The sequence below is a fragment of the Lacinutrix salivirga genome, from assembly GCF_053604675.1.
Genome location: NZ_JBSHNP010000141.1, coordinates 253225 through 277545 on the forward strand (window position 1 = coordinate 253225; position 24321 = coordinate 277545).

General features: G+C 30.9%; 25 protein-coding genes and 1 tRNA gene. 8 read left to right on the forward strand and 18 right to left on the reverse strand.

Annotation, left to right across the window (positions count from 1 at the left end):
- Window positions 1-73: 73 nt before the first annotated feature.
- Window positions 74-1081 carry a 4-hydroxyproline epimerase gene (locus ACVC5O_RS14975; RefSeq protein ID WP_452222279.1) on the reverse strand — a complete coding sequence of 336 codons (1008 nt, stop codon included), beginning with the start codon at window positions 1079-1081 and terminating at the stop codon, window positions 74-76.
- Window positions 1082-1153: 72 nt separating this feature from the next.
- A complete protein-coding gene (locus ACVC5O_RS14980) occupies window positions 1154-2755 on the reverse strand; it encodes an aldehyde dehydrogenase (NADP(+)) (protein ID WP_452222280.1) in 1602 nt (533 codons plus the stop codon).
- A gap of 290 nt (window positions 2756-3045) precedes the next feature.
- Between ACVC5O_RS14980 and ACVC5O_RS14985 the strand changes: the two genes are divergently transcribed.
- The 3 genes from ACVC5O_RS14985 (at window position 3046) to ACVC5O_RS14995 (ending at window position 6931) form a co-directional block, all read left to right on the forward strand.
- Window positions 3046-4014 (forward strand): dihydrodipicolinate synthase family protein, encoded by a 969-nt coding sequence (locus tag ACVC5O_RS14985; protein ID WP_452222281.1) that lies wholly within the window; start codon window positions 3046-3048, stop codon window positions 4012-4014.
- Between the two features lie 219 nt (window positions 4015-4233).
- Complete coding sequence (locus tag ACVC5O_RS14990) at window positions 4234-5079, forward strand: AraC family transcriptional regulator (RefSeq protein WP_452222282.1); 846 nt, start codon at window positions 4234-4236, stop codon at window positions 5077-5079.
- A gap of 85 nt (window positions 5080-5164) precedes the next feature.
- A complete protein-coding gene (locus ACVC5O_RS14995) occupies window positions 5165-6931 on the forward strand; it encodes a tetratricopeptide repeat protein (protein WP_452222283.1) in 1767 nt (588 codons plus the stop codon).
- Here ACVC5O_RS14995 and ACVC5O_RS15000 read toward each other — a convergent pair.
- The 7 genes from ACVC5O_RS15000 to ACVC5O_RS15030 all read right to left on the reverse strand — a co-directional run bounded on the left by ACVC5O_RS15000 (window position 6928) and on the right by ACVC5O_RS15030 (window position 12098).
- Window positions 6928-7506: a PhnA domain-containing protein gene (locus ACVC5O_RS15000; protein ID WP_452222284.1), complete on the reverse strand. Its 579-nt coding sequence runs from the start codon at window positions 7504-7506 to the stop codon at window positions 6928-6930. The two genes, ACVC5O_RS14995 and ACVC5O_RS15000, sit on opposite strands and share 4 nt — an antisense overlap.
- Window positions 7507-7619: 113 nt before the next feature.
- Entirely contained in the window at window positions 7620-7985 is a 366-nt protein-coding gene (locus ACVC5O_RS15005; RefSeq protein WP_452222285.1) for an MmcQ/YjbR family DNA-binding protein, read from the reverse strand.
- 274 nt (window positions 7986-8259) lie between these two features.
- Window positions 8260-8871: a DUF4230 domain-containing protein gene (locus ACVC5O_RS15010; protein ID WP_452222286.1), complete on the reverse strand. Its 612-nt coding sequence runs from the start codon at window positions 8869-8871 to the stop codon at window positions 8260-8262.
- Window positions 8872-8926: 55 nt separating this feature from the next.
- Complete coding sequence (locus tag ACVC5O_RS15015; protein WP_452222287.1) at window positions 8927-9679, reverse strand: cyclase family protein; 753 nt, start codon at window positions 9677-9679, stop codon at window positions 8927-8929.
- Entirely contained in the window at window positions 9676-10827 is a 1152-nt protein-coding gene (hemW, locus tag ACVC5O_RS15020; protein WP_452222288.1) for a radical SAM family heme chaperone HemW, read from the reverse strand. Before hemW ends, ACVC5O_RS15015 begins: the two co-directional genes overlap by 4 nt.
- A gap of 90 nt (window positions 10828-10917) precedes the next feature.
- Window positions 10918-11472 (reverse strand): crossover junction endodeoxyribonuclease RuvC, encoded by a 555-nt coding sequence (gene ruvC / locus ACVC5O_RS15025; RefSeq protein ID WP_452222289.1) that lies wholly within the window; start codon window positions 11470-11472, stop codon window positions 10918-10920.
- Window positions 11472-12098: an outer membrane beta-barrel protein gene (locus tag ACVC5O_RS15030; RefSeq protein ID WP_452222290.1), complete on the reverse strand. Its 627-nt coding sequence runs from the start codon at window positions 12096-12098 to the stop codon at window positions 11472-11474. Before ACVC5O_RS15030 ends, ruvC begins: the two co-directional genes overlap by 1 nt.
- A 47-nt stretch (window positions 12099-12145) precedes the next feature.
- Here ACVC5O_RS15030 and ACVC5O_RS15035 point away from each other — a divergent pair, with 47 nt between their 5' ends.
- The 4 genes from ACVC5O_RS15035 to ACVC5O_RS15050 are packed head-to-tail and all read left to right on the forward strand — an operon-like array spanning window position 12146 to window position 15891.
- The gene (locus ACVC5O_RS15035) at window positions 12146-13114 is read left to right on the forward strand and encodes a hypothetical protein (protein ID WP_452222291.1); all 969 of its coding nucleotides are present in this window, start codon (window positions 12146-12148) and stop codon (window positions 13112-13114) included.
- A gap of 1 nt (window position 13115) precedes the next feature.
- The gene (locus tag ACVC5O_RS15040) at window positions 13116-14243 is read left to right on the forward strand and encodes a glycosyltransferase family 2 protein (protein ID WP_452222292.1); all 1128 of its coding nucleotides are present in this window, start codon (window positions 13116-13118) and stop codon (window positions 14241-14243) included.
- A gap of 35 nt (window positions 14244-14278) precedes the next feature.
- Window positions 14279-15160, forward strand: a complete 882-nt coding sequence (locus tag ACVC5O_RS15045) for a hypothetical protein (protein WP_452222293.1) — start codon at window positions 14279-14281, stop codon at window positions 15158-15160.
- Window positions 15160-15891 (forward strand): Bax inhibitor-1/YccA family protein, encoded by a 732-nt coding sequence (locus ACVC5O_RS15050; protein WP_452222294.1) that lies wholly within the window; start codon window positions 15160-15162, stop codon window positions 15889-15891. Before ACVC5O_RS15045 ends, ACVC5O_RS15050 begins: the two co-directional genes overlap by 1 nt.
- Here the strand turns inward: ACVC5O_RS15050 and ACVC5O_RS15055 are convergent.
- The 4 genes from ACVC5O_RS15055 to ACVC5O_RS15070 all read right to left on the reverse strand — a co-directional run bounded on the left by ACVC5O_RS15055 (window position 15888) and on the right by ACVC5O_RS15070 (window position 18879).
- Window positions 15888-16304: a hypothetical protein gene (locus ACVC5O_RS15055; protein WP_452222295.1), complete on the reverse strand. Its 417-nt coding sequence runs from the start codon at window positions 16302-16304 to the stop codon at window positions 15888-15890. The genes ACVC5O_RS15050 and ACVC5O_RS15055 overlap by 4 nt on opposite strands.
- Before the next feature lie 113 nt (window positions 16305-16417).
- Window positions 16418-17014 (reverse strand): hypothetical protein, encoded by a 597-nt coding sequence (locus ACVC5O_RS15060; RefSeq protein WP_452222296.1) that lies wholly within the window; start codon window positions 17012-17014, stop codon window positions 16418-16420.
- Between the two features lie 81 nt (window positions 17015-17095).
- Window positions 17096-18517 carry a M56 family metallopeptidase gene (locus ACVC5O_RS15065; RefSeq protein WP_452222297.1) on the reverse strand — a complete coding sequence of 474 codons (1422 nt, stop codon included), beginning with the start codon at window positions 18515-18517 and terminating at the stop codon, window positions 17096-17098.
- Entirely contained in the window at window positions 18517-18879 is a 363-nt protein-coding gene (locus ACVC5O_RS15070) for a BlaI/MecI/CopY family transcriptional regulator (protein WP_452222298.1), read from the reverse strand. The genes ACVC5O_RS15065 and ACVC5O_RS15070 overlap by 1 nt, the downstream gene beginning before the upstream one ends.
- A gap of 134 nt (window positions 18880-19013) precedes the next feature.
- Between ACVC5O_RS15070 and ACVC5O_RS15075 the strand changes: the two genes are divergently transcribed.
- Window positions 19014-19517 carry a DUF456 domain-containing protein gene (locus ACVC5O_RS15075; protein ID WP_452222299.1) on the forward strand — a complete coding sequence of 168 codons (504 nt, stop codon included), beginning with the start codon at window positions 19014-19016 and terminating at the stop codon, window positions 19515-19517.
- Between the two features lie 250 nt (window positions 19518-19767).
- On the opposite strand, the gene ACVC5O_RS15080 is transcribed toward ACVC5O_RS15075, so the two are convergent.
- The 5 genes from ACVC5O_RS15080 to ACVC5O_RS15100 all read right to left on the reverse strand — a co-directional run bounded on the left by ACVC5O_RS15080 (window position 19768) and on the right by ACVC5O_RS15100 (window position 24310).
- Window positions 19768-20445, reverse strand: coding sequence for a response regulator (locus ACVC5O_RS15080; RefSeq protein ID WP_452222300.1), 678 nt, complete (start codon window positions 20443-20445; stop codon window positions 19768-19770).
- Window positions 20446-20451: 6 nt separating this feature from the next.
- On the reverse strand, window positions 20452-22476 hold the full coding sequence (locus ACVC5O_RS15085; RefSeq protein ID WP_452222301.1) for an ATP-binding protein: 2025 nt from the start codon (window positions 22474-22476) through the stop codon (window positions 20452-20454).
- A 122-nt stretch (window positions 22477-22598) separates the two neighbouring features.
- The gene (locus tag ACVC5O_RS15090; protein WP_452222302.1) at window positions 22599-22772 is read right to left on the reverse strand and encodes a hypothetical protein; all 174 of its coding nucleotides are present in this window, start codon (window positions 22770-22772) and stop codon (window positions 22599-22601) included.
- 454 nt (window positions 22773-23226) lie between these two features.
- Window positions 23227-23300, reverse strand: a tRNA-Asp gene (locus ACVC5O_RS15095).
- An 80-nt stretch (window positions 23301-23380) separates the two neighbouring features.
- Window positions 23381-24310, reverse strand: a complete 930-nt coding sequence (locus tag ACVC5O_RS15100; protein ID WP_452222303.1) for a DUF58 domain-containing protein — start codon at window positions 24308-24310, stop codon at window positions 23381-23383.
- Window positions 24311-24321 lie beyond the last annotated feature (11 nt).

The following is a 24321-nucleotide window of genomic DNA, read 5'->3' on the forward strand; positions in this document are numbered from 1 at the left end:
GAATTTTGTATCGAGATGCTTTCTACAAAATGAATTACTATTTAAACTCATAATTAAGTAGTCTGAAAACAAATCAAATCACCTGAAATCCATAAGCATAAGGATCATCTTCATAATCTATAGTTATGGTGTTTTGTCCAAAAATTTTTGCCCAACCTTGAATGCTTGGTATGATGGCTTTTTTGCTATCTAAAGTGGTTTCTTCTTCTACGCGACCAATAAATTTACTTCCAATAAAACTTTCATGAATAAAAGGCTCACCAACTTGTAGTTTTCCTTTTGCATGTAATTGTGCTAAACGTGCTGAAGTTCCTGTTCCGCAAGGACTTCTGTCTATTGCTTTGTCTCCATAAAACACTGCGTTTCTACCAGAAGATGTTGGATCTATTGGGTTTCCTGTCCACAACATGTGCGTGACATCTCTAATGGTTTCGTTTTCTGGATGCACAAATAGATTTGGATATTTGGCATTAATTCTATCACGAACTACTTGAGAGTATTGAATGATTTTTGAAGCTGTAAAATCATGCACACCAGAAAAGTTTTTCTGTGGATCTACAATTGCATAGTAGTTTCCTCCATAGGACACATCAAAAGTAATTTCGCCTAATTCTGGACAATCAATTGTTAAATCTTGAGCTGCTAAATAACTTTTTACATTCGTCAATTTTACCCAATCTACTTTGTTTCCTGTTTGTTGGTATTCAATTTCAACCAAACCAGCTGGAGCTTCCATTTTAATTTTTCCAGGAATTTTTGGAGTTACCAAACCTTCTTCAATTGCAATGGTAATGGTACCAATGGTTCCATGTCCACACATTGGCAAACAACCTGAAGTTTCAATAAACAGAATAGCAAAATCGTTTTCTGGATTGTGAGGTGGAAATAAAATGCTTCCGCTCATCATATCATGACCACGAGGTTCAAACATGAGTCCTTTACGAATCCAATCGTATTCTTTTAAAAAATGTTGGCGTTTTTCGCTCATGGTGTTTCCAATTAAATTTGGACCACCACTTTTTACAACTCTTACAGGATTTCCGCAAGTGTGTGCATCAATACAAACAAAGGTTTTTTTCATAGTTATTTTCCGTGAAAGCGGGAATGTTATTAAAAAACCTACAAGGTTTTAAAAACCTTGCAGGATATTACTTTATATTTTTGCTTTTGTTTTTTCTCCATCTACATGTCGCAAAATGTTTAATGGATTTTCATTTTTTAATTCCTTCGGAAGTAATTCATTTGGCCAAGATTGAAAACTAAATGGTCTTACCCAACGTTTTATAGAATCTACACCAACTGCTGTAAAACGAGAATCTGTAGAAGCTGGATATGGACCACCATGTAACATGGAAGGACAAACCTCAACTCCTGTTGGAACACCATTAAATATTATACGTCCAACTCTACTCTGTAAAGCAGAAACAATATTTGGGTTTGCAGCAATTTCTTTATCTGTAGCTACAATTGTACCTGTTAATTGTCCTTCTAATGTATTTAAAATTTGTTCTAATTGTGCTTCATTTTCACTTTCAACTAATAAAGAAAATGGTCCAAATACTTCATGATGTAAGGTTGGGTTTTCTAAAAATGTTTTTCCGGAAACTTTAGACACTATTTGGCGACCATAATTAGCATTTGGTGTTCCATCATAATCTGCCAACACTTCTACACCTTCTTGAGCAAGCGCTTTTTCTTTATTGCTCTTATAATTACCAACAATATTTGGATGCAACATGCACGAAGGTTCAATTTTTACAATTTCTTCTGCTAATGTTTGCGCAAATTTATTTAACTCTTCTCCTTTAATTCCTAATAACAAACCAGGATTTGTGCAAAACTGTCCAGCTCCTAAAGTAATAGAACCAGCATAAGTTTTTCCCCAAGTATCTGCTTCAGTTTTTAAAGCTTCTGGTAAAAATACTACTGGATTTATGCTTCCCATTTCTGCAAAAACTGGAATTGGTTCTGGTCTTGTAGCTGCCAAATCATATAATGCTCTACCACCACGAATACTTCCTGTAAAACCTACACCTTTTACGTTTGGATGCTTTACTAATGCTTGTCCTACTTCAATTCCGCTAGAATTTAAATTTGAAAACACACCATTTGGCATTCCTGTTTTTTCTGCTGCTTTAATTACTGCAGAAGCTACCATTTCTCCAGTTCCTGCATGCATTGGATGCGATTTTACAATTACAGGACAACCAGCTGCTAAAGCTGCTGCTGTGTCTCCACCTGCTGTAGAAAATGCTAATGGAAAATTAGAAGCACCAAAAACAACAATTGGTCCTAAAGCCACATTCATTTTACGTAAATCGCCTTTTGGCATTGGTTGACGTTCTGGTTGTGCAGTATCTATGGTTGCTTCAACCCAAGACCCTTCTTCAACATAATCTGCAAAGGCTCTTAATTGACCTAGTGTTCTTCCTCTTTCTCCCATTGCTCTTCCTGCTGGCAAACCAGATTCTGAAGTATAAACAGTTAGCAAATCTTCTCCTAAATTTTCAATTTCTTCTGCTATTGCTCTTAAAAAAGCTGCTTTTTCTTTTCCAGATTTTTTGGAATAGACATGAAATGCTTTAGCTGCTAAATCTGCTGCTTGATTGATTTCTTCTTGCGTTGCTTCTGTAAAAACATGTTCATTTTCAATATTTAATTGCGGATTAAAAGTTGTGTATGTTTTGTTTCCTTTGGCAGATAATTGATTGCCTATATAGTTTTTTCCTGTAACTGTTGTTGCTGTTGTGTCCATTATTAATTTATTTTAAGATATTTTAAATTGAAATACATAAAATACTTCAACTTGATAACGATATTGATTTATGTAGTGTAAACTATTAATAAGCTAATAATAAATCTTTTGATTACAAAAATAATATTGATTTAATGTTTTTTTGCTCCTTTCTTATCTTATTGTAATACTATTTTATCCAATAATATGATTTTACCTATAATATGTGCAAATATAATACATATCGAGTTGTTTTTTCTAGGTATTATGCATAATTTTACAAAAATTTACTGACATAATTATTAGAAAATATGATACAAACAAACACTTCAGATTGGAGACGTAGCGTTATGCCAGCCGTTTTTACATGGCTGAAAGAGTCGAAAAATGGCGACGTTGAAATAGATTTAGATGCAACACAAAAATACGCTGCAGGTATTTTAAAAGTTCAAGGCAAAGGTGGAAGCAGAATGGGTGGACTTGTTGGTTCTGGCACTTTGGGTGAGAATAGTTACCTGAGCTCCGAACAGCGACTGTCTTTACTTAAAGCTCTTTCTGAGGTTGCTAAAGAATATAATGTGCCTTTAATTAGTGGAGCAGCTGCAGAAACTAAAGAAGAGCTTGCTAAAATCATTGAAGATCTTGCGACTGTTGGAGTGGATACTATTATGGTAATGCCTCCAAAAACTACAGCAGTTCCTTCTGATGAAGAAATGTATGAGTACTATGCGCTTGCTGAGGCAACTGCAAGAGGTGCAGGCGTAACTATTATGCCTTATAACAATCCTGATGCAGCTGGATATCATGCGCTTTCAACGGATCTTCTTTTACGAATTTCTGTTCTCCCTAATGTAACAGCACTTAAAATATCAACCATAGATGTTTCCATTATTGAAACATTAATGTTAGAGAACAAAGATCTAAAAGTTTTAGCAGGCGTAGATACAGTAACTGTGCATGCTGGACTTGCTGGAGCATATGGAGGAATTACTGGTGTTGGTTGTATCTTTCCAAAAGCTAGTGTTACTATGCAAGAGTATGTAGTAAATGGAGAATGGGCTAAGGCAAATCAAATTTCTCAGGCCATGAATTCAATTTCATACCTAGATGCGCAACCACTACTTATGGAATATCTTAAATATGCTTTCGGGATTCACCATAATGATGCTGATGGAGGACTCCGTACCTTTGGTAAGAAATTAACACAACAGCAAATTGACGATGTTCGTGTAAGATATATTTTAGCTAAAGAAAGACTTGAAGCTTTAGACTTATTATAGACTATTTCTTTTAAAAATTCAAAAAAGAAAAAGCTCCGTTTTACAGGAGTTTTTTTTTGCTCAATACGTTTACTTTGTCGAGTATTTTGGTTCAATTTGACCTAAAATTCACAAGAAAAAAATCTCTTTTAATAATACTATTTAATTCTTTTTTATAAAAATTAGACATATTTTGAATAGTACTTGCGTAATTTTGTTTTGAATAACACACAAAATTTAATGAAAGTTTTACCTTTTAAGATACCAAAACATCAAAATATTGGTTTGATTTATCAAGAAGATAGAGTACACTATTTTTATGATAAGTTACATCAACATGAAGAAATACAGTTAAGTTTTATTGTAGAAGGTGAAGGAACGCTTATTGTTGGAGACACTGTAAATTATTATACCAAAGGCGATATTTTGGTAATAGGTAGTAATATTCCGCATATTTTTAAAAGTGATTTGAAAGTTTCTGAAACATCACATATGATTAGTCTTTTTTTTACAAAGGAAGCTTTTGGTGAACATTTTTTTGAGCTTGAAGAATTAAAAGAGTTACAAAAATTCTTTAAACGTACCATGCATGGTTTTAAAATAACATCTAAACAAAAGCAGATAAAAACTTTGTTTTCAGCGCTTGAAAAAGCTTCAAAACTAGATAGATTTATTCTGTTATTGCAGTTATTAAAACACATCTCTAAAGCAAACTACAAAAGCTTATCTTCTTTTATTTACGATAAAAAATATACAGATAATGAAGGATACAGAATGCGAAATGTTTTTGAATATACTATGAATAACTTTGATAAAGAGATTACATTAAACTCGGTTTCTGAAGTTGCAAATATGACTAAAAATGCGTTTTGTAAATATTTTAAAAAACGCACAAACAAAACCTATATTCAGTTTTTAAATGAATTACGTATAGAACATGCAAGCAAGCTGTTATTAAGTGATAATGACTTCTCTAAAGCTGAAATTGCAGAACGTTCTGGTTTTAATAATATCTCTAATTTTAATAGACAGTTTAAGGCTATTAAATTATTAAGTCCTTCGCAGTTTAAAACTATTAAAAGCTAATTTGTAAAAGAAATCTATTTATTGTTTTAGGCTGATTTATAATTAATTGCTTAACTTATTGCTTTGTAAGCTATTAATCTATATTATGTTTCGGTTTTTTAAAGAATTAAAACGAAGAAATGTTCATAAAAGAGCCATTTCTTATGTTGTATTTTCCTGGTTAGTAGTGCAAGTTATTGCAACTATGGCTTCGCTTATTTCTCTTCCTGATTGGTTAGGAAAAACAACACTTATAATTTTATGTGTATTTTTTCCGATATGGCTAACTGTTTCTTGGTTTTATGATATTACGCCTTCTGGAATAAAGAAAATAGAAACCATTGAAGGCGACATTATTGAGGAGCAAAATGTAGCTATAGGGAAACGATTAAATATTTTTATTCTTGTGTTTTTATCGCTTGCAGTAGTTCTTTTAATAATAGATAGAACACGATTGGTTTCTAAACACGAAAACGTTTCTATTTCTAATCTCCTAAACGATTCAAACAGTATTGCAGTACTTCCTTTTAGAGATATTTCGGTTAATAAAGATCAAGCTTATTTTGCAGATGGATTAGCCGAAGAACTTATAAGTATGCTCTCTAAAATTTCTAATATAAAAGTGACTTCGCGAACCTCAGCATTTTCATTTAAAGATAAAAAAGCAGATATACCAACCATTGCAAAACAATTGGGTGTTAATTATATTTTAGAAGGCAGTGTGCGCACTTACGACTCTATTGTTAGAGTTAGTGTACAGTTAATAAATACTAAAGACGATAGCTATTCGTGGACACAAACTTGGGATAAAAAATTAAAAAATATATTTTTAATACAAGATGAAATTAGTAAGATTGTTGCACAAAAACTAGAACTAGAAATCACAGATAATTTTATTAATTCTGATAACAAAGTAGATCCAGAAGCGTATAGATTATACCTTAAAGCGAAATACGAAATGCGTAATTTTGTAGATGAGCAAAACTTAATTAAAGCTGAAGATTATTTAAACCAATCGATGGCTTTAGACTCTTTATTTGCGCCTTCTTGGAGCTTGTTAAGTGTTTTATACCATAAGCAAAATGTTGAAAGATTAATGACTTTAGAGCAAGGCTACAAAAAATCTAAAAACGCTGCTTATAAAGCTTTAGAAATAGATAGTACTTATGCAACGGTTTACGATATCCTTGCTACTATAGCTATAGATTACGAAAAAGATTATGATAAAGCGCAGAGGATGGTAGATAAAGGCTTAAGTATTGAGCCTCAAAATAGCGATGTTATTCTTCGAGCTTCGGAAGTCGCAATGATTAAAGGAAATATAGATAAAGCAATTAAATTTAACGAAAGGTTAGTTGCTCTAAACCCTTTAGACGAAGCCTCGTATTATAATTTAGGAAACACTTATTATGCTGCTAAAAAATTTAAAAAAGCTGAAAAACATTTAAACAAATCTCTTGAGTTAGCCCCTTCTACAATTCTAACAAACTACAAACTTTCTTTGGTATTAATGTACCAAAATAGATTAGAGGAAGCTTTAGAAACTATTAAAAAAGAACCTTTAGAATATATACAACCACAAGTATTCTCTATGATTTATTACGCAAAAGGTGATCAAGATAAAGCTAACACCTATTTAGATGAAATAATTAACAAACACGAGGAAGAATTGGCTTATCAAATAGCCTGTATTTATGCCTATCACAATAAAAAAGATGAGGCCTTTTTATGGCTAGACAAAGCCATACAATATAAAGATTTTGGAGTAGTTGAAGCTATAACAGAACCAACAATAGAAAGCCTTAAAAATGATGTGCGTTGGCAGACTTTTTTAGCAAATAAAAAAGCATTTATAAATAAGGCACATGATTAAATCTTTTTTACATATTCTGTAATAATTACTGTTAACGTTGGACCAACTTTACCTTCAATATACGTTTCGTTTTCACGGTCTAAACGAATATTCCTAACAGCTGTACCTTGTTTAGCGATTTGGCTAGAACCTTTTATTTTTAAGTCTTTAATTAAAACTACAGAATCTCCAGTTTCTAAGACAACACCATTAACATCTCTGTGGATTAGCTTGCCTTCTTCATCCTCGCCTTCTCCTGTAGATTTTGCAAATTCAAGAATGTCTTCTTCCAAATACATCATATCTAGTAAATCTTGTGGCCAACCTTCTTTTCGTAAACGCGATAGCATTCTCCAAGCTGCAACTTGCACTGCTTGGTGTTCGCTCCACATACTATCATTTAAACATCTCCAATGATTTGGGTCTGTAGCATCTGGATTATCTATTTGCTCAACACAGGTTTTACATGCAGTAAGTGTTTCTGTTAAGCTTTGGTCTTTTCTTGGTGCTAAAGTATATAACTGTAAGTGCTCTTCGTTTTTACATAATTCACACTTACCATCTGCACGTTTGTTTAATTCTCTTTCTAAACTCATAACTGTATTTGTAGATGGTAAAAGTAAGGAATATTATTAAGCTGATTTATTTTATACACATTATCGATACATAAATTCTAAAAAAACCAATTTTACTCAAACTAATACTGTGTTTAAGTATTTAAGCTTTCGCGAAGTTTTTTTGGCATGCCTTTTACAACCATATCGTAAGAATGGTCTATTAACTCGAAAATAAATTTGGGTTGTAATTCGCCTTTATAGATATATACAGAATTCCAGTGTTTTTTATTTGAGTGCCAACCACCTTCAATACTTTCATAGTTTTCACGAAGTTCTAATGCATAAACCGGATCGCATTTTAAGTTTATAAACGCTTCGCCACTTTCCCATTTTTTTAATGGCGCAAGTGCAAACATTTTATCCAATACTTTAAATACTAATGTATTTTGATCAAAAGGAAACTCTTCAGTCACTTTAGGCTTACTTAAACAATAATTTCTAAGTTGTTCAATATTCATGCAATAAAAATAGAGTTTATTTTATTGTTCAATAAATCTTTGCATTTAAGATACTGAATCTTCAGTTTTATTTTTTGACGTTTTAATTTGAGGAATATCTAAACTTTGTAAAATTTCATTTATATAGTTTAATAATATGGACATAGTAATAGCATTTAATTATTTAAAGCTAATAAAATCACTATCAAAGCCTTACAGAATTTTTATTTTATAAGAAATTTTCTATAAAAGGGTTGTATTTTCAGACCAACAGCACTTTTATAAACTAAACATACTACTTACTTATTTTTTTAACAGATTCAGAATCAATCTCTAAAGCCGAATAATCCAATGTCCAACCAATAGTTTCTACTATACTTTCTATTAAAGCAATAGTACCTATGGCTTCTTTTTGAGCAATCTCTATTAAACCACTTTCTGGTACTTTATCTAAAATATGTTTTTTGGCTTCTTTATTTAATCCTGTTAAATCTGAAGCTTCAAACTTATTAAAATAACCATCTTTTTTATCGTAATAATTTAAATTAGTTTCGATACTTAAAATTTCTGGTTGCGGAAAATGTTCTAAAATTATTCGTTTGGTATTGGTGTCTGACTTTAAATTAATTTTAGACAAATCGTAACCAATATGTGCTTTTGCATTGATAACTACTAGTGCTTTTTTTCTGCTAGATACTAATTTTAAAAAGCGTTCTTTTACATCTTCATAATGGTAAATTTCTGCAAAATCACCTTCGACTGTAATAAATTTACACACTGTTTTTATTTTTTCTAATAGGATAACAGATTGTGTGTTTACGCGCTTTTTTTCTTTTAAAGATTTAAAGTAAGTGACTGCTCCTAAACTTGCTAGTATGCCAATAATAACTCCTAAAAAGGCTTCCATAATAGTGTTTTGATTGTTAGTTTAGTTATAAGTTATCAATTAATATTCCAAACCTTTAATTGGTTTCAATTTTATATAAAACGGGTTTGCTTGGTGAAGCGTCATTCTCAAAAGGTGCAATTTGCAAATTTAAAAAATAGGCGCCATCTTCTATAGTATTTGGCACGTAAATAAGTTCGGTTATTGTTGCCTTCATCCTTAACTTACCATTGGTATTCCAAAAGGCATTATGTGCTAATAATAATCCATCGTCTTTTTCTTTATCTACACTTGGCAAATCTATTAATAAATGTTTAATCCCTTTTTCTTTTAAATACTGTGCAGCTTCCTCTAATAAATAAGGCGGATTTGTATGCGAGTAGTGTCTGGATAATTTATCGGTTGTGTTTGGTAACGTTCTAATTACAATGGCTTCTCTTTTTTTATTACCTATAGCAAACTGTAATTGTTTTTTAGAAATTACAAAATCGTCGTTTAATTTTTCTGGTGCAACAGTAACTACTTCTGCATGAAAAAAGAATTGTTTTAACTGCTTATTTATAGAGTGTACCTTTTCTGTTATATGCCCAACACATTCTGTATGTGTGCCATGAGCATGCGGATTAAAATTTATATTATTAAAATTTATCACTGCACCTTCTGCAACACTTGCTGTCCAATTATTGGAAGTCACTGGCTCAATTTTTGGAGCGTCTAAATACCATGCGTTTACATTGTTCTCGGAAGCCTGTAATGGAATTGAAATATCTAAAGGTTTAGATAAATTAATTACAAATTTCTGACTTTTATGTTCTATTGTTGTTTTCATTTTAAGTTAAGCATAAATAGGTTGGATGCCATTCCATCGGTTAAAAATTTACCTTTTTTTGTGGCTTTTAAATGGTCGTTTTCAATATACAATAATTGTTCTTTTAAATAATTATTGCATTGATTTAAAATATAGATTTTGTAGTGTTCTCCAAAGTCTTTTTCTACTTTTTTTAGAGAAACGCCCCAAACAGTACGTAAACCTGTCATTACATACTCGTTATATTGGTCTGTTTTGGTTAGTGTTTCTATCTCTATTGGTAATTCGCCAGCTTCAATTTTATTAATATATATTGAATTGTTTCTTACATTCCAACCACGTTGTGTACCGTTAAATGAATGTGCAGATGGTCCAATACCTAAATAATGCTTCCCTTGCCAATAGGCCGAATTATTTTTACTATAAAACCCTTTTTTAGCAAAGTTAGACAACTCATAATGCTCAAAACCTTCGGCTTTTAAAGTCTCTAATAATATATGAAACTGCTCGTGTGCCAACTCGTCGTCCACGTTGTTCACCAATCCTTTTTCAATAAAGCTAGCTAAAGCTGTTTTGGGCTCTACAGTTAAGGCATAGCTAGAAATATGTGGCACTCCAAACGACAGTGCTATTTGTATATTTTCTCTCCATTGCGCATTGGAAGCACCAGGAATACCATAAATTAAATCTAAACTTATATTCTCAAAATATTGAGTTGCTATTTCTAAACACTGTTTGGCTTCGTTGGCATTGTGCGCACGATTCATAAGTTTTAAATCGGTTTCAAAAAAAGATTGAATCCCAATACTCAAACGGTTAATTCCAATGGAAAGGTAGTCTTCAAAAATAGTTCTCGTCTGCGCTCGAACAGACAACAAATCGTCTGGATTAGCTTCGAGTGTGATTTCTGGTTGCTCAGTAACTGTGTAGTTTTTATACACCGAATCTATTAAAAATTTTAATTCTCCCAGAGTTAAAAGCGATGGTGTTCCGCCTCCAAAATAAATGGTTTCTACAGTTGTATTTTTAAATTCTGCTTTACGTAGCTCTAATTCTTTGGCTAAAGCCGAAAGTAAGGCATCTTTCTTTTTTAACGACGTCGAAAAATGAAAGTCACAGTAATGACAAGCCTGTTTGCAAAATGGTATGTGGATGTAGATTCCGCTCAATTCAATTATCAGTTATCAATTATAAATTATCAATTATTGAGATTTAGGCTATTTATTATTAATTCTTGTTGTTTTTAATATTGAAAAGAATTACTTTTTAATTCTTTTCTCATTCTGCTTCACAAAAGCACTCCAACCAGTATAACTTTTACCAATAGTAACGCGTCCTGCATTATAAAAATGGCACACTGCTGCTGCTAAGCCATCCATAGAATCTAAATTTTTAGGTAAGGTTTTAAGACTTAACATGCTTTGCAACATTTTAGCCACTTGCTCTTTACTGGCATTTCCATTACCAGTTATTGCCATTTTTATTTTTTTAGGTGCATATTCTGTAATTGGGATTTCGCGCGATAAACCTGCTGCCATTGCAACTCCTTGCGCACGACCAAGCTTTAACATACTTTGTACGTTTTTACCAAAAAAAGGCGCTTCGATTGCAATTTCGTCGGGATTATGAGTATCTATAAGTTCTATAGTACGTTCAAAAATGAGTTTCAATTTTAAATAATGATCGTCGTATTTTTTTAAATCCAACTCATTAAGCTGTAAAAATTGCATTTTTTTATTCGCCACTTTTATGAGTCCAAAACCCATAATTGTAGTTCCTGGATCAATACCTAATATTATTTTTTCGTGTGTCATTAATTACAAAAATAGCAACCACTTAATGAAACCGAAACACCTATTGTTGCAGTAAATAAGTTTCCGTTAAAGGATCCAAAACCTTCTGTAATGGGATCGAATTCGTCGCCAAAGCCTAATATATAAGAGGCATCTAAAAATACAGATGTTGTACGTCCCACTTTATAGTGTAACTCCAAGCCTGCCATTGCGTTTAAAAAACTTACTTTATTGTCTTTATAATCGCCTAACGGTTTTACCATACTATAACCAGGTCCTAAATGTGCTACTAAACCCATTTGTGTTGGTAAAAAAGTAGCATCTGGAGTTAAATCGTACACAAACTGCACATTAATACGTGTGTAGTTTATTTTAAATTCTGGTGTGTTGTCTTCATTTTGAAAACGATTATATCCAAAATCTAATTTTGCACCCAATTGTGGTTTAAACATGTGTTGCACACCTAAATTAATAGTTGGAAAGTTCATGCCTTTGGCCTCAAAAACATCTACAAAACCATCTTGCGACGGACTATTAATACCAACTGCAAAAAGCGCTTTCCATTCGCTAGTTTCACTTTGCGAAACTCCTTTAATTGAAATTAAAAAAAGGAATAAAAAACAATAGTATTTAAGTTGTGATTGCATAGCTAAAAATTTGTTTTAATTTGTGGTCTTACTTTAGCACTCTATTTATGTATAGCGCGTTGCCTTACAAAACTAAACAATTCTTTTTTGTACTCATTAAATTGAGCATAGTGTTTGGCGCTTTTTATTTTATTTACAATAAATTGGTAAATAACGACACGTTAGATTTTGTTGTTTTTTATGAGTATTTGAGCAAAAACAAGGTGTTTTCGTTAAAAAATAGTCTTTTTTTAATTTTTTTATCTGTTTTAAACTGGCTTTTAGAAGTATTTAAATGGCAGAATCTTGTTGGATGCATTCAAAAAATTGATTTTAAAACTGCTTTAAAACAAAGTTTAGGCTCGTTAACCGCTTCTATTTTTACACCTAATAGGATTGGTGAATATGGAGCAAAAGCCATCTATTATCCAAAATCATTTAGAAAACGGATTCTTTTATTAAATTTTATTGGAAACCTGTTTCAGCTTTTAGTCACTGTTATTTTAGGTCTTGTTGGCTTATATTGTTTTACACACTATTATAATCTAGAGATTAACTACAATAGAAGTTCTCGTTTTTTTATCATAATCCTTGTAATTACTGGGTTTTCAATTTTTGGATTACAACAAAGTAGGTTTAAAATCAAAGGGTTTTCAATTAAAAAGATTAAAGTGTTTTTTAAAAAATTACCTATAAAAACAAAAACACTAACTTTTGTATTTTCTGTGTTGCGCTATGCTGTTTTTTCGTTTCAATTGTACTATATATTAATACTTTTTGGTGTGGAAATAACCTATTTTAAAGCAATGATTGTGATTACTAGTATGTATTTAATGGCGTCCATAATACCTACACTATTTATTTTCGATGTGGTTGTAAAAGGCAGTATTGCTGTCTATTTATTTTCTATAGTTGGTGTAAATGCATTTACTATTGTGTGTGCAATTACGCTTATGTGGTTGCTTAATTTTGCATTGCCAAGCCTGTTAGGAAGCTATTTTGTGAGTACATTTACCTTACCTAAACAAAAGGATTAACATGGTTTTAGTCTCATTTATTTGTATTCTCAGTTATCTTATTTTAATAAGTGTACTAATTTATGGATTTGATAAAATAACCTCTTTTTATTTAGAAGAGATTACACCAAAAACTACATTTACAGTTGTAATTCCATTTAGAAATGAAGCCGAAAACTTACCGGATTTATTAACTTCTATTGAAGGGTTAGCGTACACTAAACGCTATTACAACATTATATTTGTTGATGATGCTTCCGAAGATGCTTCGGTTGAAATTATAAATACATTTATTACTAAAACTGAAGCCAAAAACATTTCAATACTTAATAATAAACGGCTTACTAATTCGCCTAAAAAAGATGCAATTACTACTGCAATCACTTCAGCAAAAAATAAATGGATTATAACTACAGATGCAGATTGTGTGTTGCCAAAATATTGGCTAGATAGTTTTGATGCGTTTATACAAAAACATAATAGCCAATGTATTGCTGCTCCTGTGAGTTATTACAAAGTAAATTCGGTTTTAAAACGGTTTCAAGTATTAGACTTTTTAAGTTTACAAGGTGCAACAATTGGTGGTTTTGGTATCAAAAAACCGTTTTTATGTAATGGCGCAAATTTTGCTTATAAAAAATCATTATTTGTAGCTGTAAATGGTTTTGAAAACAACGCTAATATTGCCAGTGGAGACGATATTTTTCTGCTTGAAAAAGCTTTAAAAAACCACAAACATCAGGTTCATTATTTAAAAAGCAAACAAGCCATTGTACTCACAAAACCTCAGCAAAACTGGTCGCAATTAGTCTCTCAACGTAAACGTTGGGCAGCTAAAACAAGTAGTTATTCTAATGGTTTTGGTAAATTTACAGGTTTTATAGTGCTATTAGCAAATGTGAGTTTGGTGGTTTGTTTAACACTAGCAGTATTGCAATTATTTTCATTTAAAACATTATTATCTTTATTTATTTTAAAAAGTAGTATTGATTTTTTATTACTCTATAAAACGAGTCGGTTTTTTAATCAGGTTAGTTATTTAAAGTCCTTTTTACTATCTAGTATAATGTATCCCTTTTTTAGCGTTTTTGTTGCTTTTTCTTCGGTTTTTAAATCTTATAAATGGAAAGACAGAACATTTAAAAAATAATTTTTACATTTACCTAAATACCAATCTACACAATCATGAAAAAAACACTTTTTGCATTTTTATTTATTAATGCATTTCTATTTTCTTTTGCACAAGAAACGTACACTATTAATAACGAAACTTTAGTTCTAAAAACTGAAGCTGATGGCGCTTTAGACTTACTTTGGAACACAATAGATGGTCAATATCGTTACTTTGTTAGAACCGAAAATGGAGACATAACCGAACTTAAAAACACTAAAGGAACAAGTAATAAGTTTCAAAACGAATATAGAGCAACATTAGAAGGTTTAACAAATGGCCTGCCTGCAGACCAAACTAAACTTACAGTTTATAGTTTAAAAGATTATGTCGATGCCTATAATAAATCTGTAGATAGCTCTTATATTTTTGAGGACAGAACTATTAAGCTAGGCACAAGACTTGGTGTTTTTGGAGGTTTAACCAACCAGCCTTTTGTAGAAAACCCAACTAATAAATCGGTTACTTTTTTTGGTGCTGAGTTTGAAATCTTTGATCAAAAAAATTATTACAATCACGCAGGTTTTTTAAATGTTAGACATAGCTTAGATAGTAATGAGTTACCTTACACCTCAACACAACTGTCTTTAGGTTATAGATATCGTTTTATAAATAAAGACCGTTTTAGTATTTACGGACAAACAAAATTTGCCACTTATACACATTCTAAAACCACAATAACATACGAGAATCCAAATAATTTAGGAACATTTATTACTCAAGATGAGTCTGGATCGTCTTTTAATGTGCCTTTTGTTTTTGGAATTGGAGCAGATATAAAAGTTGGTGATTCTGGTTACATTATTTTTGTTTATGACTCTCTATTTGCTGCATTTGTGGATAGCGAAGGTAATTTTCCGGTTGACTTTGCTATTGGATATAAATTTAATCTGTAATGGATTTCGGTAAAACATCGAACCCAGCTTTTTCAAATTACTTTTGGGATAGCCATCGTGATAATTATCACACAATGACTGTTCGAGGCATTTTTTTTAAATCTATGTTCTGCATAGCTATTATTGCGAGTATAGTAGTTGGTATTTGGTATTTATACACCAATGGAACAAGTATTAAATGGTTTTCTTCTGGTGGCATGTTAGCTGCTATTGTAATTAGTATTGTCATTTCGGTAAGACAACATTGGGCTCCATTTTTAGTGCCTCTATATTGTGTAGCCAAAGGGTTTTTTCTTGGTGGTATTACAGCCTATGCGCAAGAGCGTTTCCCAAATATGCCTTACCAAGCCATTGGTGTTACTATTGTAACTTTTTTTGTAATGCTTGTGTTTTACCAAACACGAATAATTGTAGTAACTAAAAAACTTAGAAGTGTAATTATAACTGTTGTTTCTAGCATTTTTGTAGTTTATATAATCTCTTGGATTTTATCGTTTTTTGGTATAAAATCGTTTATTTGGGGAACTTCTTGGATTGCTATAGGGTTTAACATTGTTGCAGCAACCTTTGCGGCTTTATCCTTGCTTTTAGATTTTGATTATATAGAACGTAAAAAAAATAGAGCACCTAAATATTTAGAGTGGTTTGCAACTTGGGGACTTTTGGTAACCATTATTTGGTTGTATGTTGAAATACTACGTTTGATGCGCAAATTCGCCATTCGTTTTTAATCAGATATTATAATTACAGGCAGTTTAAACTCAACGTTTACTTGTTGACCTCTTTTTATTGCAGGAAGAATTTTTGGAATAGAATCGAAACTCGATTTTAAAATGTCCTGAAGATTTGGAATCTTTGCTGAAGCTGTTGAGTCTATCTCTACAGATTTTACAGTTAGTTCGCCAGTGTTAGAAATATGCAATCCAATTTCTACAGTTTCGTTAAAATCACTATTAAGAACAATGTTTTCGTTTTTAAAATTTTTAGAGACTAAACGGTTTAGTTCGTTAACAAAACATTCTTTTTTAAAAGTACTCGTCATATTAGAATCACAAGTTTCGAAGGTTGGAAACTCATCTACATTAGACCAATTGAAGGTTTTTAACTCTTCTTCTAAAATAGCATTAGAGGAGGTTTTCTTCACATCAAAGTAATTACATGATGTTAGTGAACTACATAAAAGGAAAATCCAAAATTGCTTCATCGTGTTAAACTAGTGCTGAAAAGTACAATTTTTTAACTTATTAATTTTAAATGTTATTGGTCGTCGCTTAGTATTTCTTCTTCTAGCGTGCCTTTATCGTTTCGTTTAATTTCTTTTGTAGTTAAAACATCTGTGACTAACACACTTTTTATAAAGGATTTATCGCTTAAAAATTTTAGTAGCTCGTCTAATTTTTGTTGTTCGTTTTCGGTAATATTTTTAAGGTTATTTACTTTTAACTTTAAAATACTATCGTTAAAATTATCTTCCCAATTTGCTATGGCTTCGTCAGATTTTTTATATGCTAAATAGTCCTCGTAGGTTTCATATTCATTAACCTGTATGGCAATTTCTTTCTCATCTTCTGGAGTTAATGTACCTTCTAATATTTTGGCTTCTATGTATTTTTCTTTTGCAAAATCTAGTAAGACTTCTTTTCTATAAAATTCTTCTTTAGTGGCAATATATCGTTTTGTTTTTTGCTTTAAAAATGCAGTAAACAAATCCTGAAACGTTGCGCCTCTTTTATCCATTTCCACCAATTCTTTATACAGCTCTTTTTTAAGTTGTTGATCACTTTTACTCTGCGATTGCATTTGTAAGCAGAAAAACAGAGCGAGAATAAATAAAAGTAATTTAAGCTTTAGCATTTTTTAAAATGAAATGTTTTTATAAAAATAGAAAAACCGAAGGAATTCCTTCGGTTCTAATAGCTTTTTTATACGTTGAATTTAGTCAGTTTTAAATTTAATTGGTAAAAAGAAGGTGACGCTTACTGGTTTACCTCCTTGTTCACCAGGAGTCATTTTTGGTAATCCTTTTACTAGCCTAACAGCCTCTGCATCTAAATCTGGATGTGGAGATCGTGTTTTAATTTTTTCTATTTTACCTTCTTTATTAATAGTGAAAAAGATGTTTATTTTTTGAACTCCTTTGGCTAAATCTAAAGATTTGGCTAGTTTGGTATTGAAGTTACTCGATACATAATTACTTATACTTTTACTAAAACAAATTTTATTGTCTTCGTTAGAGTCTGAAATAGAACAACCAGGATATATTGGTACTTTCTCTATGGTTGCAAATGAAACAGCTTCTGGGTCAACAGATTTAAAATTATCAATAGCATACATGATTTCTAAAGAATCTTTTTTTGTGCCAAGCACAAGTAGCATAAGCTCTTTTCTTTCTTGTGCTGTTAACTCTTTACCCTCAATACTCTGTTTAAAAAGTTGAATTTGCTCAGAAACAGAGAGTTCTTTTTCAATAATTTCTTCTTGATTAGAGCATGAGGTGTATATTAACATACCAACTACCATTGGGATTAATAGCGCATACTTTAGTACATTAATTTGTTTTGATTTTGATTTACTTAACATAATAATTCGTTTTTTGATTGATGATTGTTTATAAAATGGATTGATAAATGAAAATTGCTTGACCGCAAAAACTTGCGTTAAAAGGTTTTGGTAATACGTTTGTCTATCATATTGCTTTGCCACTTTGGCATCTGCAATGTACTCGTGTAGAGTTGCTATTCTTTTTTGATACATATATACCAAGGGATTAAACCAGAATAGGATGCGCAATACTTCGAAATAAAGCAAATCTAATGTATGCTTTTGCTGTATATGAATGCTCTCGTGTGCAATTATACTAGCTTTATCTTCTTGCTTAATTTTATTACCTAAAAAAATGTATTTAAAAAATGAAAACGCAGTATTGGTATTTAGTAATTCAATAAGATAATATCCGTTTTGCTTTACTTTTTTATTGCTATATATTAGTTTAATTAATTGTAAAAGTTTAATTAAAAACAACGTTAAAGCAATACCTGAACCGATATAAAAAATAAACTCTAGAGGAATGGTTGTTTGTTCAGAAATCGTAATTTCTGGAAGATGTAACAACGATGTATTTGTGGTGTGTTCTGAAGCTTTACCATTAAAAAGCTCTGGTAATTTTACAAAGTACTCTTTAGGTATAGTGGTTTTTAATAATTCTATTTTTATAAAAGGTAATGCAAATGCTAAAAAAGAAGTTATTATTAAATACAAGCGATTGTAATTAAAAAATGTTTCCTTTTTTAAAAACACATCGTACACAATGATAAAAAATAATTGAAAGGCTATTATTTGAAATATAGAGTATAACATTATTTTTTGTTTTTATCAATTTCTTTTAATACAGATTCTAGCTCTTTTATACTAATGTCGTTTTTCTTTGCGAAAAAAGAAACCATGCTTTTAAAAGACCCTTGAAAATAATTATCTACCAATTTTGTAATGGATTGATTACTGTATTCCTGTTTTTTTAACAACGGAAAATAAATATGTCCTTTACCTTGTTTCTTATAATCTACAAAGCCTTTGGTTTGTAAAATTCTAACAATAGTGGAGACTGTGTTGTAAGCTGGTTTTGGCTTTGGCAACTGCTCTATAATTTGTTTTACATTAGCGTTTTCTAGTTGCCACAGCACTTGCATTATGTCTTCTTCTGCTTTAGTAAGTTGTTTCATTTGTTATTAAAATTTTAAACTAAACTCTTAGTTGAACATTACAAATATAACTAAAAAATTAGTTTAAACTAATTTTTTAGTTTAAAAGTGTAACATTTTCTATTTTATATCGTCTTACTTATAAATAAATGTTAATGGATATTTTTCTGGCCTGTATTGGCCTATTGTTTATGTTTTTAGGTTTAGCTGGTAGTATTTTACCTGTTTTACCTGGACCACCTTTAAGTTGGGTTGGACTATTGCTTTTATACTTAACTAATGCAGTCCCTAATAATTGGTGGTTTTTAGGAATTACTTTTGGTATTGCCATGTTAGTTTTTGCTTTAGATTATATTATACCTGCTATTGGAACTAAAAAATTTGGAGGTAGTAAGCTTGGTATGATTGGAACTACTGTTGGACTTATTGTAGGTTTAATTGCTCCTATTCCTGCAGGAATAATTATAGGTCCATTTTTTGGTGCTTTAATTGGTGAACTTATTAATGAAGCCGACTCTAAAACAGCTATAAAAGCAGCTTTTGGTTCGTTTTTAGGTTTCATTACAGGAACGTTTATGAAGTTTATTGTAGCAATCGTGTATTTTGGTTTTTTTATAGCAACAGTTTGGGAGTTTAGAGCGTCTATCTTTTCTCTTTAAATGAAGAAACCTCACGATTTTCAAAGTTTAGAGAATCGCAAGGTTTTATAAATGCTATTAATCAACCAAATTGTAAGGGATAAAATCAATTTAACTGTTGACTGATTCAAATATAATACAAACTTTAAATATGCTTTTGCGGATTTCCCGTAAAGAAATTGCGGATTTCCCGCAATTGCCTTTGATAGCGTAGCTTACCAAGGGAAAAGAAAAATGATAAAAATCAAAATTTTAACATTTTTGTTAATTTTTAAAGTATAAATCCCTTTTTTCTGGCTTCATTTATTAATGTTTCGTCATCGATATTATCTAAGGCAAAAGTTTTTCTTAAGTTCTTTTTTCTCTTTTCGATAGCGCTAGTAGATAATTTTATGTGAAGATGCAAGTTTTTTGTCCGTACGCCTTCTGATAGTAATTGTAAAATTTTACGATCTGTTGCATCTAATTTTATTTTGTTAGTATATTCTTGCTTAATGTAATTGGTAACGGTTGTACTGTAAAATGGAGGGTTTTTTAATACTGCCTGAAAAGCACTTGCAAGTTCTCTAGAGGTTAAATCACTTTTAATTAAAAATCCTTCTGGATCAATATTTTGAATAATACTTTGTATTCTATAAGGCTCATTAAACATGGTGAGTATAATGATTTTTGATTGATTAGATATTTCTCTGGCTATTTGTGCTAAATCTTGTCCATCTGCTATTTTACCATCGCTGCTTGGAGGTATGCTAATATCTACAAATAATATATTATAAGGGTTTTTTATTGCTAATGATTTTCTAATTAATCGGATGGCTTCATCACAATTGTGAGCCATATCAATTTTTAGTGTTAACGTTTCTTTTTTGGTAGCCATAATGGTGTTTTTATAGCCTTCGATAATCATTGGATGATCATCAATCGTAAGTATTTTAAGAAATTCCGCCATGATGTGTTAGTTTTGTTGCTGTGTTGGTACTTCTATATTTATAACTGTTCCTTTATTTTTAACAGACTTAATTACTAAAGTTCCATTAATTTCTTTAACCCTAGAGTTTATATTTTTAAGTCCTATCCCTTTTTTAGATTTATCGGTATCATAACCAATTCCATTGTCTGCTAAGAGAAGACAAATTACATTATTTTTTAATTTAAAACTAATAATAACTTGTGTTGCTTGTGCATGTTTGTAAATGTTTTGTAACGATTCTTGTATAATTCTATAGATATGTATTTTGGTTTTATTAGCTACATCTTCCCAATGTATGGCATCATCGTGCTTAAATTTATATTTAAATTTATAGGCTTTGGATTGGGTGTCTATAAGTGTTTTTACAATATCGACATAACTAGATCCTGAAACAAAATCTGTATTAAGATCGTGCGACACTTTTCTAATATCTTCTTCAATCTTTTTTAATTCTTCTATATAATCTCCTCTAGTTTCTGCAGCTTCTGCTGTAGTGATAAAATTAAGGCTGTCTAAACTTAATCGTGTACCAAATAAACGTCCTAATATTCCATCGTGTAGTTCTTCAGATATTCTTCTTTTTTCTTGGACACGTCCTTCTTCAATTTTATCTTGTTGAGATAGCATTAAATTATATATCTCTTCATTAGACTTTTGTTGTTGCTGTACAAATTGTAATTCTTTATTCTTTTCGCGTTGGTTTTTAATAATATAAAGTAATATTAATGTTAAAAGTAAGGCTATTGATATTGCCATAAACCATAGTCTTTGCTTAGATATTTCTCTGTTTTCCTCTTTTATCTCTTCAGTTTCAAATGCTATTCTGGCAAATTTATTTCTTATTGCTCTTTCTTTTAAAACCAAACTATCGTTTAATGCTATATGCTCTAATAAATATTTTTTTGCAGGCTCACCACCTTTTATTTTAGATTTTAAAATCAAGGCATTTAGTAACGAAATGTTAGCGTTTGTTTGTTTTGATTTTTCATAAGCAATTTGTGCATATTTAAATGCCGAATCGTTTTGTTTTTGTTTTAAATAGAAATCTGCTAAAAACTCGCTTATGCTTATGGTTTCTGCCATATCCTCTTCTTCAACAGCAATTACATAGGATTCTTTTAATGCTAATTCTATGTCCTTAATTTTAGTGCTTCCATTTAAAAATCTATTATAAGTTAATTCTGATTTAGCAGTTATATAACTTGAGGGATCGTTAGTTTTTAGATTTTTATCTTTTAAAATTTCTTCAAATAACTTAATAGCTTTGGCATACTCTCCTTTTCTTCTATACACCATTCCAATATTAGTTTTAGAATAAAGTGCATAATCTTTATCTTGCATTTTATCGCTGTAATACAAGGCTTTGTTATGGTATTCTATTGCTTTATCAAACCTATCGATTTGGCTAGATACGATTGCAATTAAATTATTAAAAGCCCAATAGGATAATAATACATCTTCGTTTAAAGGCAAGTCTTTTAAAATTTTTAAACCTTCAACTGCATTAATTTCGGCTCCAATAAAATCCCTTTCTGTTTCTTGAATATTAGACATATTTAGCAGCGCACCAACGACTAACTGTTTTTTGCCCTTAAGCCTATAATATTTTTGAGCATTGTAATAGTAATAATACGAACTGTCTAAAACCTTACTGTCTAAAAAATGATAGGCTACATTTTCTGAAGCATAAGCAATTTTTAAGGTGTCTTTTAGCTTAGTGGCTAGTTTTATGTTTTCCTTATTAATTCTATATAAAGAATCGTATTGTCCATTTACTAAAAACAAACCCGAAAGTACTTTATTGCTCGCTAACTTTGTTGAATCTAGCCCTAACTTGTTAGAGAGTTTGATTGCTTTTCTAGCATATTCAAAACTTTTATCTATAGCTTCTGTGGAGTTTGCAAGATTTCTATATTTTAAAATATTTTCTATACTAGCCTCAGTATTATCTTGAGCTTGCAAGACAACAGTACACATTAAGGTAAGTAAATATGGAATTAGATGTTTCAATATAGTTTTCAAAATCCTATTTAATCAAAAGTAAATAAATAGTTTAACATTAGTTAAAGTATAACACATAAAAAAGCTCCTCAATACGTATTGGGAGCCTCTATATATTTGATATTAATATCTTAACCTTGCGTAGGTAATTTAACTGCCTTTTTATCTTTCATAGCGGTTAAATCTATATGTACTTTTTTAACCTCGTGGTTGTTTGTGTCATTAGTTGTTTGCTCAGTTTGAGTAAAACTTGCTAATAAAGCGATTGAAAAAATGGCTACTGCAGTAATTTTTAGGAATTTCATAATTTAAGTATTTATATAGTTATTAATAAATTTTAGACATAAAAAAACCCACTATTTCTAGTGAATATGTACAATAACATAAAATACTAAGCTTAAAGAACACTAGGTAGTGTGTTCAATTCAATGGATTCCTTATTAATACAATTACTATTGCATAGGGATTTAATAAGGAGACCAAATATATGTTAATGCCATAGTGAAAAGAATAAAAAATCGATTATCGGTATTTTTTGACGTTATATTGCTAAAAATGAAGTCTTTAATACAAAAAGGAGGTAAAATAAAAAAGCATCCCAATTTTCGGTAAAGAAAAAAGGAAAGCTTTCCATCGGTTTGGCACTCAATAAAATTGGTGCCTCAACCATTGATAGACTTTAACATCTATCAAACAACACAACTACTCTTTATTGCTAAAAAAAGCTTCAAATTTCTTTGAAGCTCTTAAGCAATTTAGCGGTCTGGACGGGACTCGAACCCGCGACCTTCGCCGTGACAGGGCGACATTCTAACCAACTGAACTACCAGACCGTTGCTTTATTGCGAAGGCAAATATACACTGCAAAATTAATATGACAAATCTTTTTTTATATTTTTTTTAAAAAAAAGTACTAAACAAATTTTTGACGCTCTATCATATACGTTGTCAGTATGTTATTAAACGAATTATTTATATCGGCTTCCACATACTTTATTCTAAACTGAATACACTTTAACTTTAACTCTTCAAAATAATTACCAACGGCTTCTTGGTAGTTTGCTTTTATAGATTCAGCATACAAATTAATATGCTCGCCAGTTTCAACATCAATATAGCGTTTAGGTGTATTATCAAAATCAAAAGCGAGCTCCTTATTTTTATCTATAACATGAAACAACACAACCTCATGCTTATTATGCTTTAAATGCCTTAAAGCATCAAATAATTTAGTGTCATCCTCACTAGTCTGAAACATATCTGTAAACAAAAAAATTAACGAACGTCTGTGGATTTTTTCAGCAATTAAATGCAAATATTTATACGTTTCGGTTTGCTTATTAACTGGTTTTGATATAATAGAATCACTTAATTGATTTAACAACATTTGGTGATGCCTCTCGCTTCCTTTTTCTGGCGAATAAAAATCGTAAGCATCACTATAAATACTCAAACCTACAGCATCGCGTTGCTTTTTTAAAATATGCATTAACGATGCAGAAGCTAATGCCGAAAAGGCAATTTTATTTAACTTATTTATAGAGAAATTAGCTAATTCCGGATAATGCATAGAGCTACTGTTATCCAAAATAATATGACACCTTAAATTAGTTTCGTCGTCATAACGCTTAGTGTATAATTTATCGGTTTTAGCAAATAATTTCCAATCTATATGTCGTGTGCTTTCGCCTTGATTATAGATTTTATGCTCAGCAAATTCTGCCGAAAATCCATGAAACGGACTTTTATGCATCCCAGAAATAAAGCCCTCAACCACTTGTTTTGCAAGTAACTCTAGGTTTTTAAAACCACCAGCTTTATTGAGTTCAAACTGTAAATCCATTTCAGTAAAAT

Excerpts from the sequence above, each read along its gene's own strand:
- ACVC5O_RS15070 (WP_452222298.1), bottom strand. The coding sequence starts at position 18,879 with ATGAAACAACTTACTAAAGCAGAAGAAGACATAATGCAAGTGCTGTGG.
- ACVC5O_RS15075 (WP_452222299.1), top strand. The coding sequence starts at position 19,014 with ATGGATATTTTTCTGGCCTGTATTGGCCTATTGTTTATGTTTTTAGGT.
- ACVC5O_RS14980 (WP_452222280.1), bottom strand. The coding sequence starts at position 2,755 with ATGGACACAACAGCAACAACAGTTACAGGAAAAAACTATATAGGCAAT.
- ACVC5O_RS15050 (WP_452222294.1), top strand. The coding sequence starts at position 15,160 with ATGGATTTCGGTAAAACATCGAACCCAGCTTTTTCAAATTACTTTTGG.
- ACVC5O_RS15045 (WP_452222293.1), top strand. The coding sequence starts at position 14,279 with ATGAAAAAAACACTTTTTGCATTTTTATTTATTAATGCATTTCTATTT.
- ACVC5O_RS14995 (WP_452222283.1), top strand. The coding sequence starts at position 5,165 with ATGTTTCGGTTTTTTAAAGAATTAAAACGAAGAAATGTTCATAAAAGA.
- ACVC5O_RS15100 (WP_452222303.1), bottom strand. The coding sequence starts at position 24,310 with ATGGATTTACAGTTTGAACTCAATAAAGCTGGTGGTTTTAAAAACCTA.
- ACVC5O_RS15030 (WP_452222290.1), bottom strand. The coding sequence starts at position 12,098 with ATGCAATCACAACTTAAATACTATTGTTTTTTATTCCTTTTTTTAATT.
- ACVC5O_RS14985 (WP_452222281.1), top strand. The coding sequence starts at position 3,046 with ATGATACAAACAAACACTTCAGATTGGAGACGTAGCGTTATGCCAGCC.
- ACVC5O_RS14990 (WP_452222282.1), top strand. The coding sequence starts at position 4,234 with ATGAAAGTTTTACCTTTTAAGATACCAAAACATCAAAATATTGGTTTG.
- ACVC5O_RS15080 (WP_452222300.1), bottom strand. The coding sequence starts at position 20,445 with ATGGCGGAATTTCTTAAAATACTTACGATTGATGATCATCCAATGATT.
- ACVC5O_RS15015 (WP_452222287.1), bottom strand. The coding sequence starts at position 9,679 with ATGAAAACAACAATAGAACATAAAAGTCAGAAATTTGTAATTAATTTA.
- ruvC (WP_452222289.1), bottom strand. The coding sequence starts at position 11,472 with ATGACACACGAAAAAATAATATTAGGTATTGATCCAGGAACTACAATT.
- ACVC5O_RS15005 (WP_452222285.1), bottom strand. The coding sequence starts at position 7,985 with ATGAATATTGAACAACTTAGAAATTATTGTTTAAGTAAGCCTAAAGTG.
- ACVC5O_RS15040 (WP_452222292.1), top strand. The coding sequence starts at position 13,116 with ATGGTTTTAGTCTCATTTATTTGTATTCTCAGTTATCTTATTTTAATA.
- ACVC5O_RS14975 (WP_452222279.1), bottom strand. The coding sequence starts at position 1,081 with ATGAAAAAAACCTTTGTTTGTATTGATGCACACACTTGCGGAAATCCT.
- ACVC5O_RS15035 (WP_452222291.1), top strand. The coding sequence starts at position 12,146 with ATGTATAGCGCGTTGCCTTACAAAACTAAACAATTCTTTTTTGTACTC.
- ACVC5O_RS15010 (WP_452222286.1), bottom strand. The coding sequence starts at position 8,871 with ATGGAAGCCTTTTTAGGAGTTATTATTGGCATACTAGCAAGTTTAGGA.
- ACVC5O_RS15090 (WP_452222302.1), bottom strand. The coding sequence starts at position 22,772 with ATGAAATTCCTAAAAATTACTGCAGTAGCCATTTTTTCAATCGCTTTA.
- ACVC5O_RS15000 (WP_452222284.1), bottom strand. The coding sequence starts at position 7,506 with ATGAGTTTAGAAAGAGAATTAAACAAACGTGCAGATGGTAAGTGTGAA.
- ACVC5O_RS15065 (WP_452222297.1), bottom strand. The coding sequence starts at position 18,517 with ATGTTATACTCTATATTTCAAATAATAGCCTTTCAATTATTTTTTATC.
- ACVC5O_RS15060 (WP_452222296.1), bottom strand. The coding sequence starts at position 17,014 with ATGCTAAAGCTTAAATTACTTTTATTTATTCTCGCTCTGTTTTTCTGC.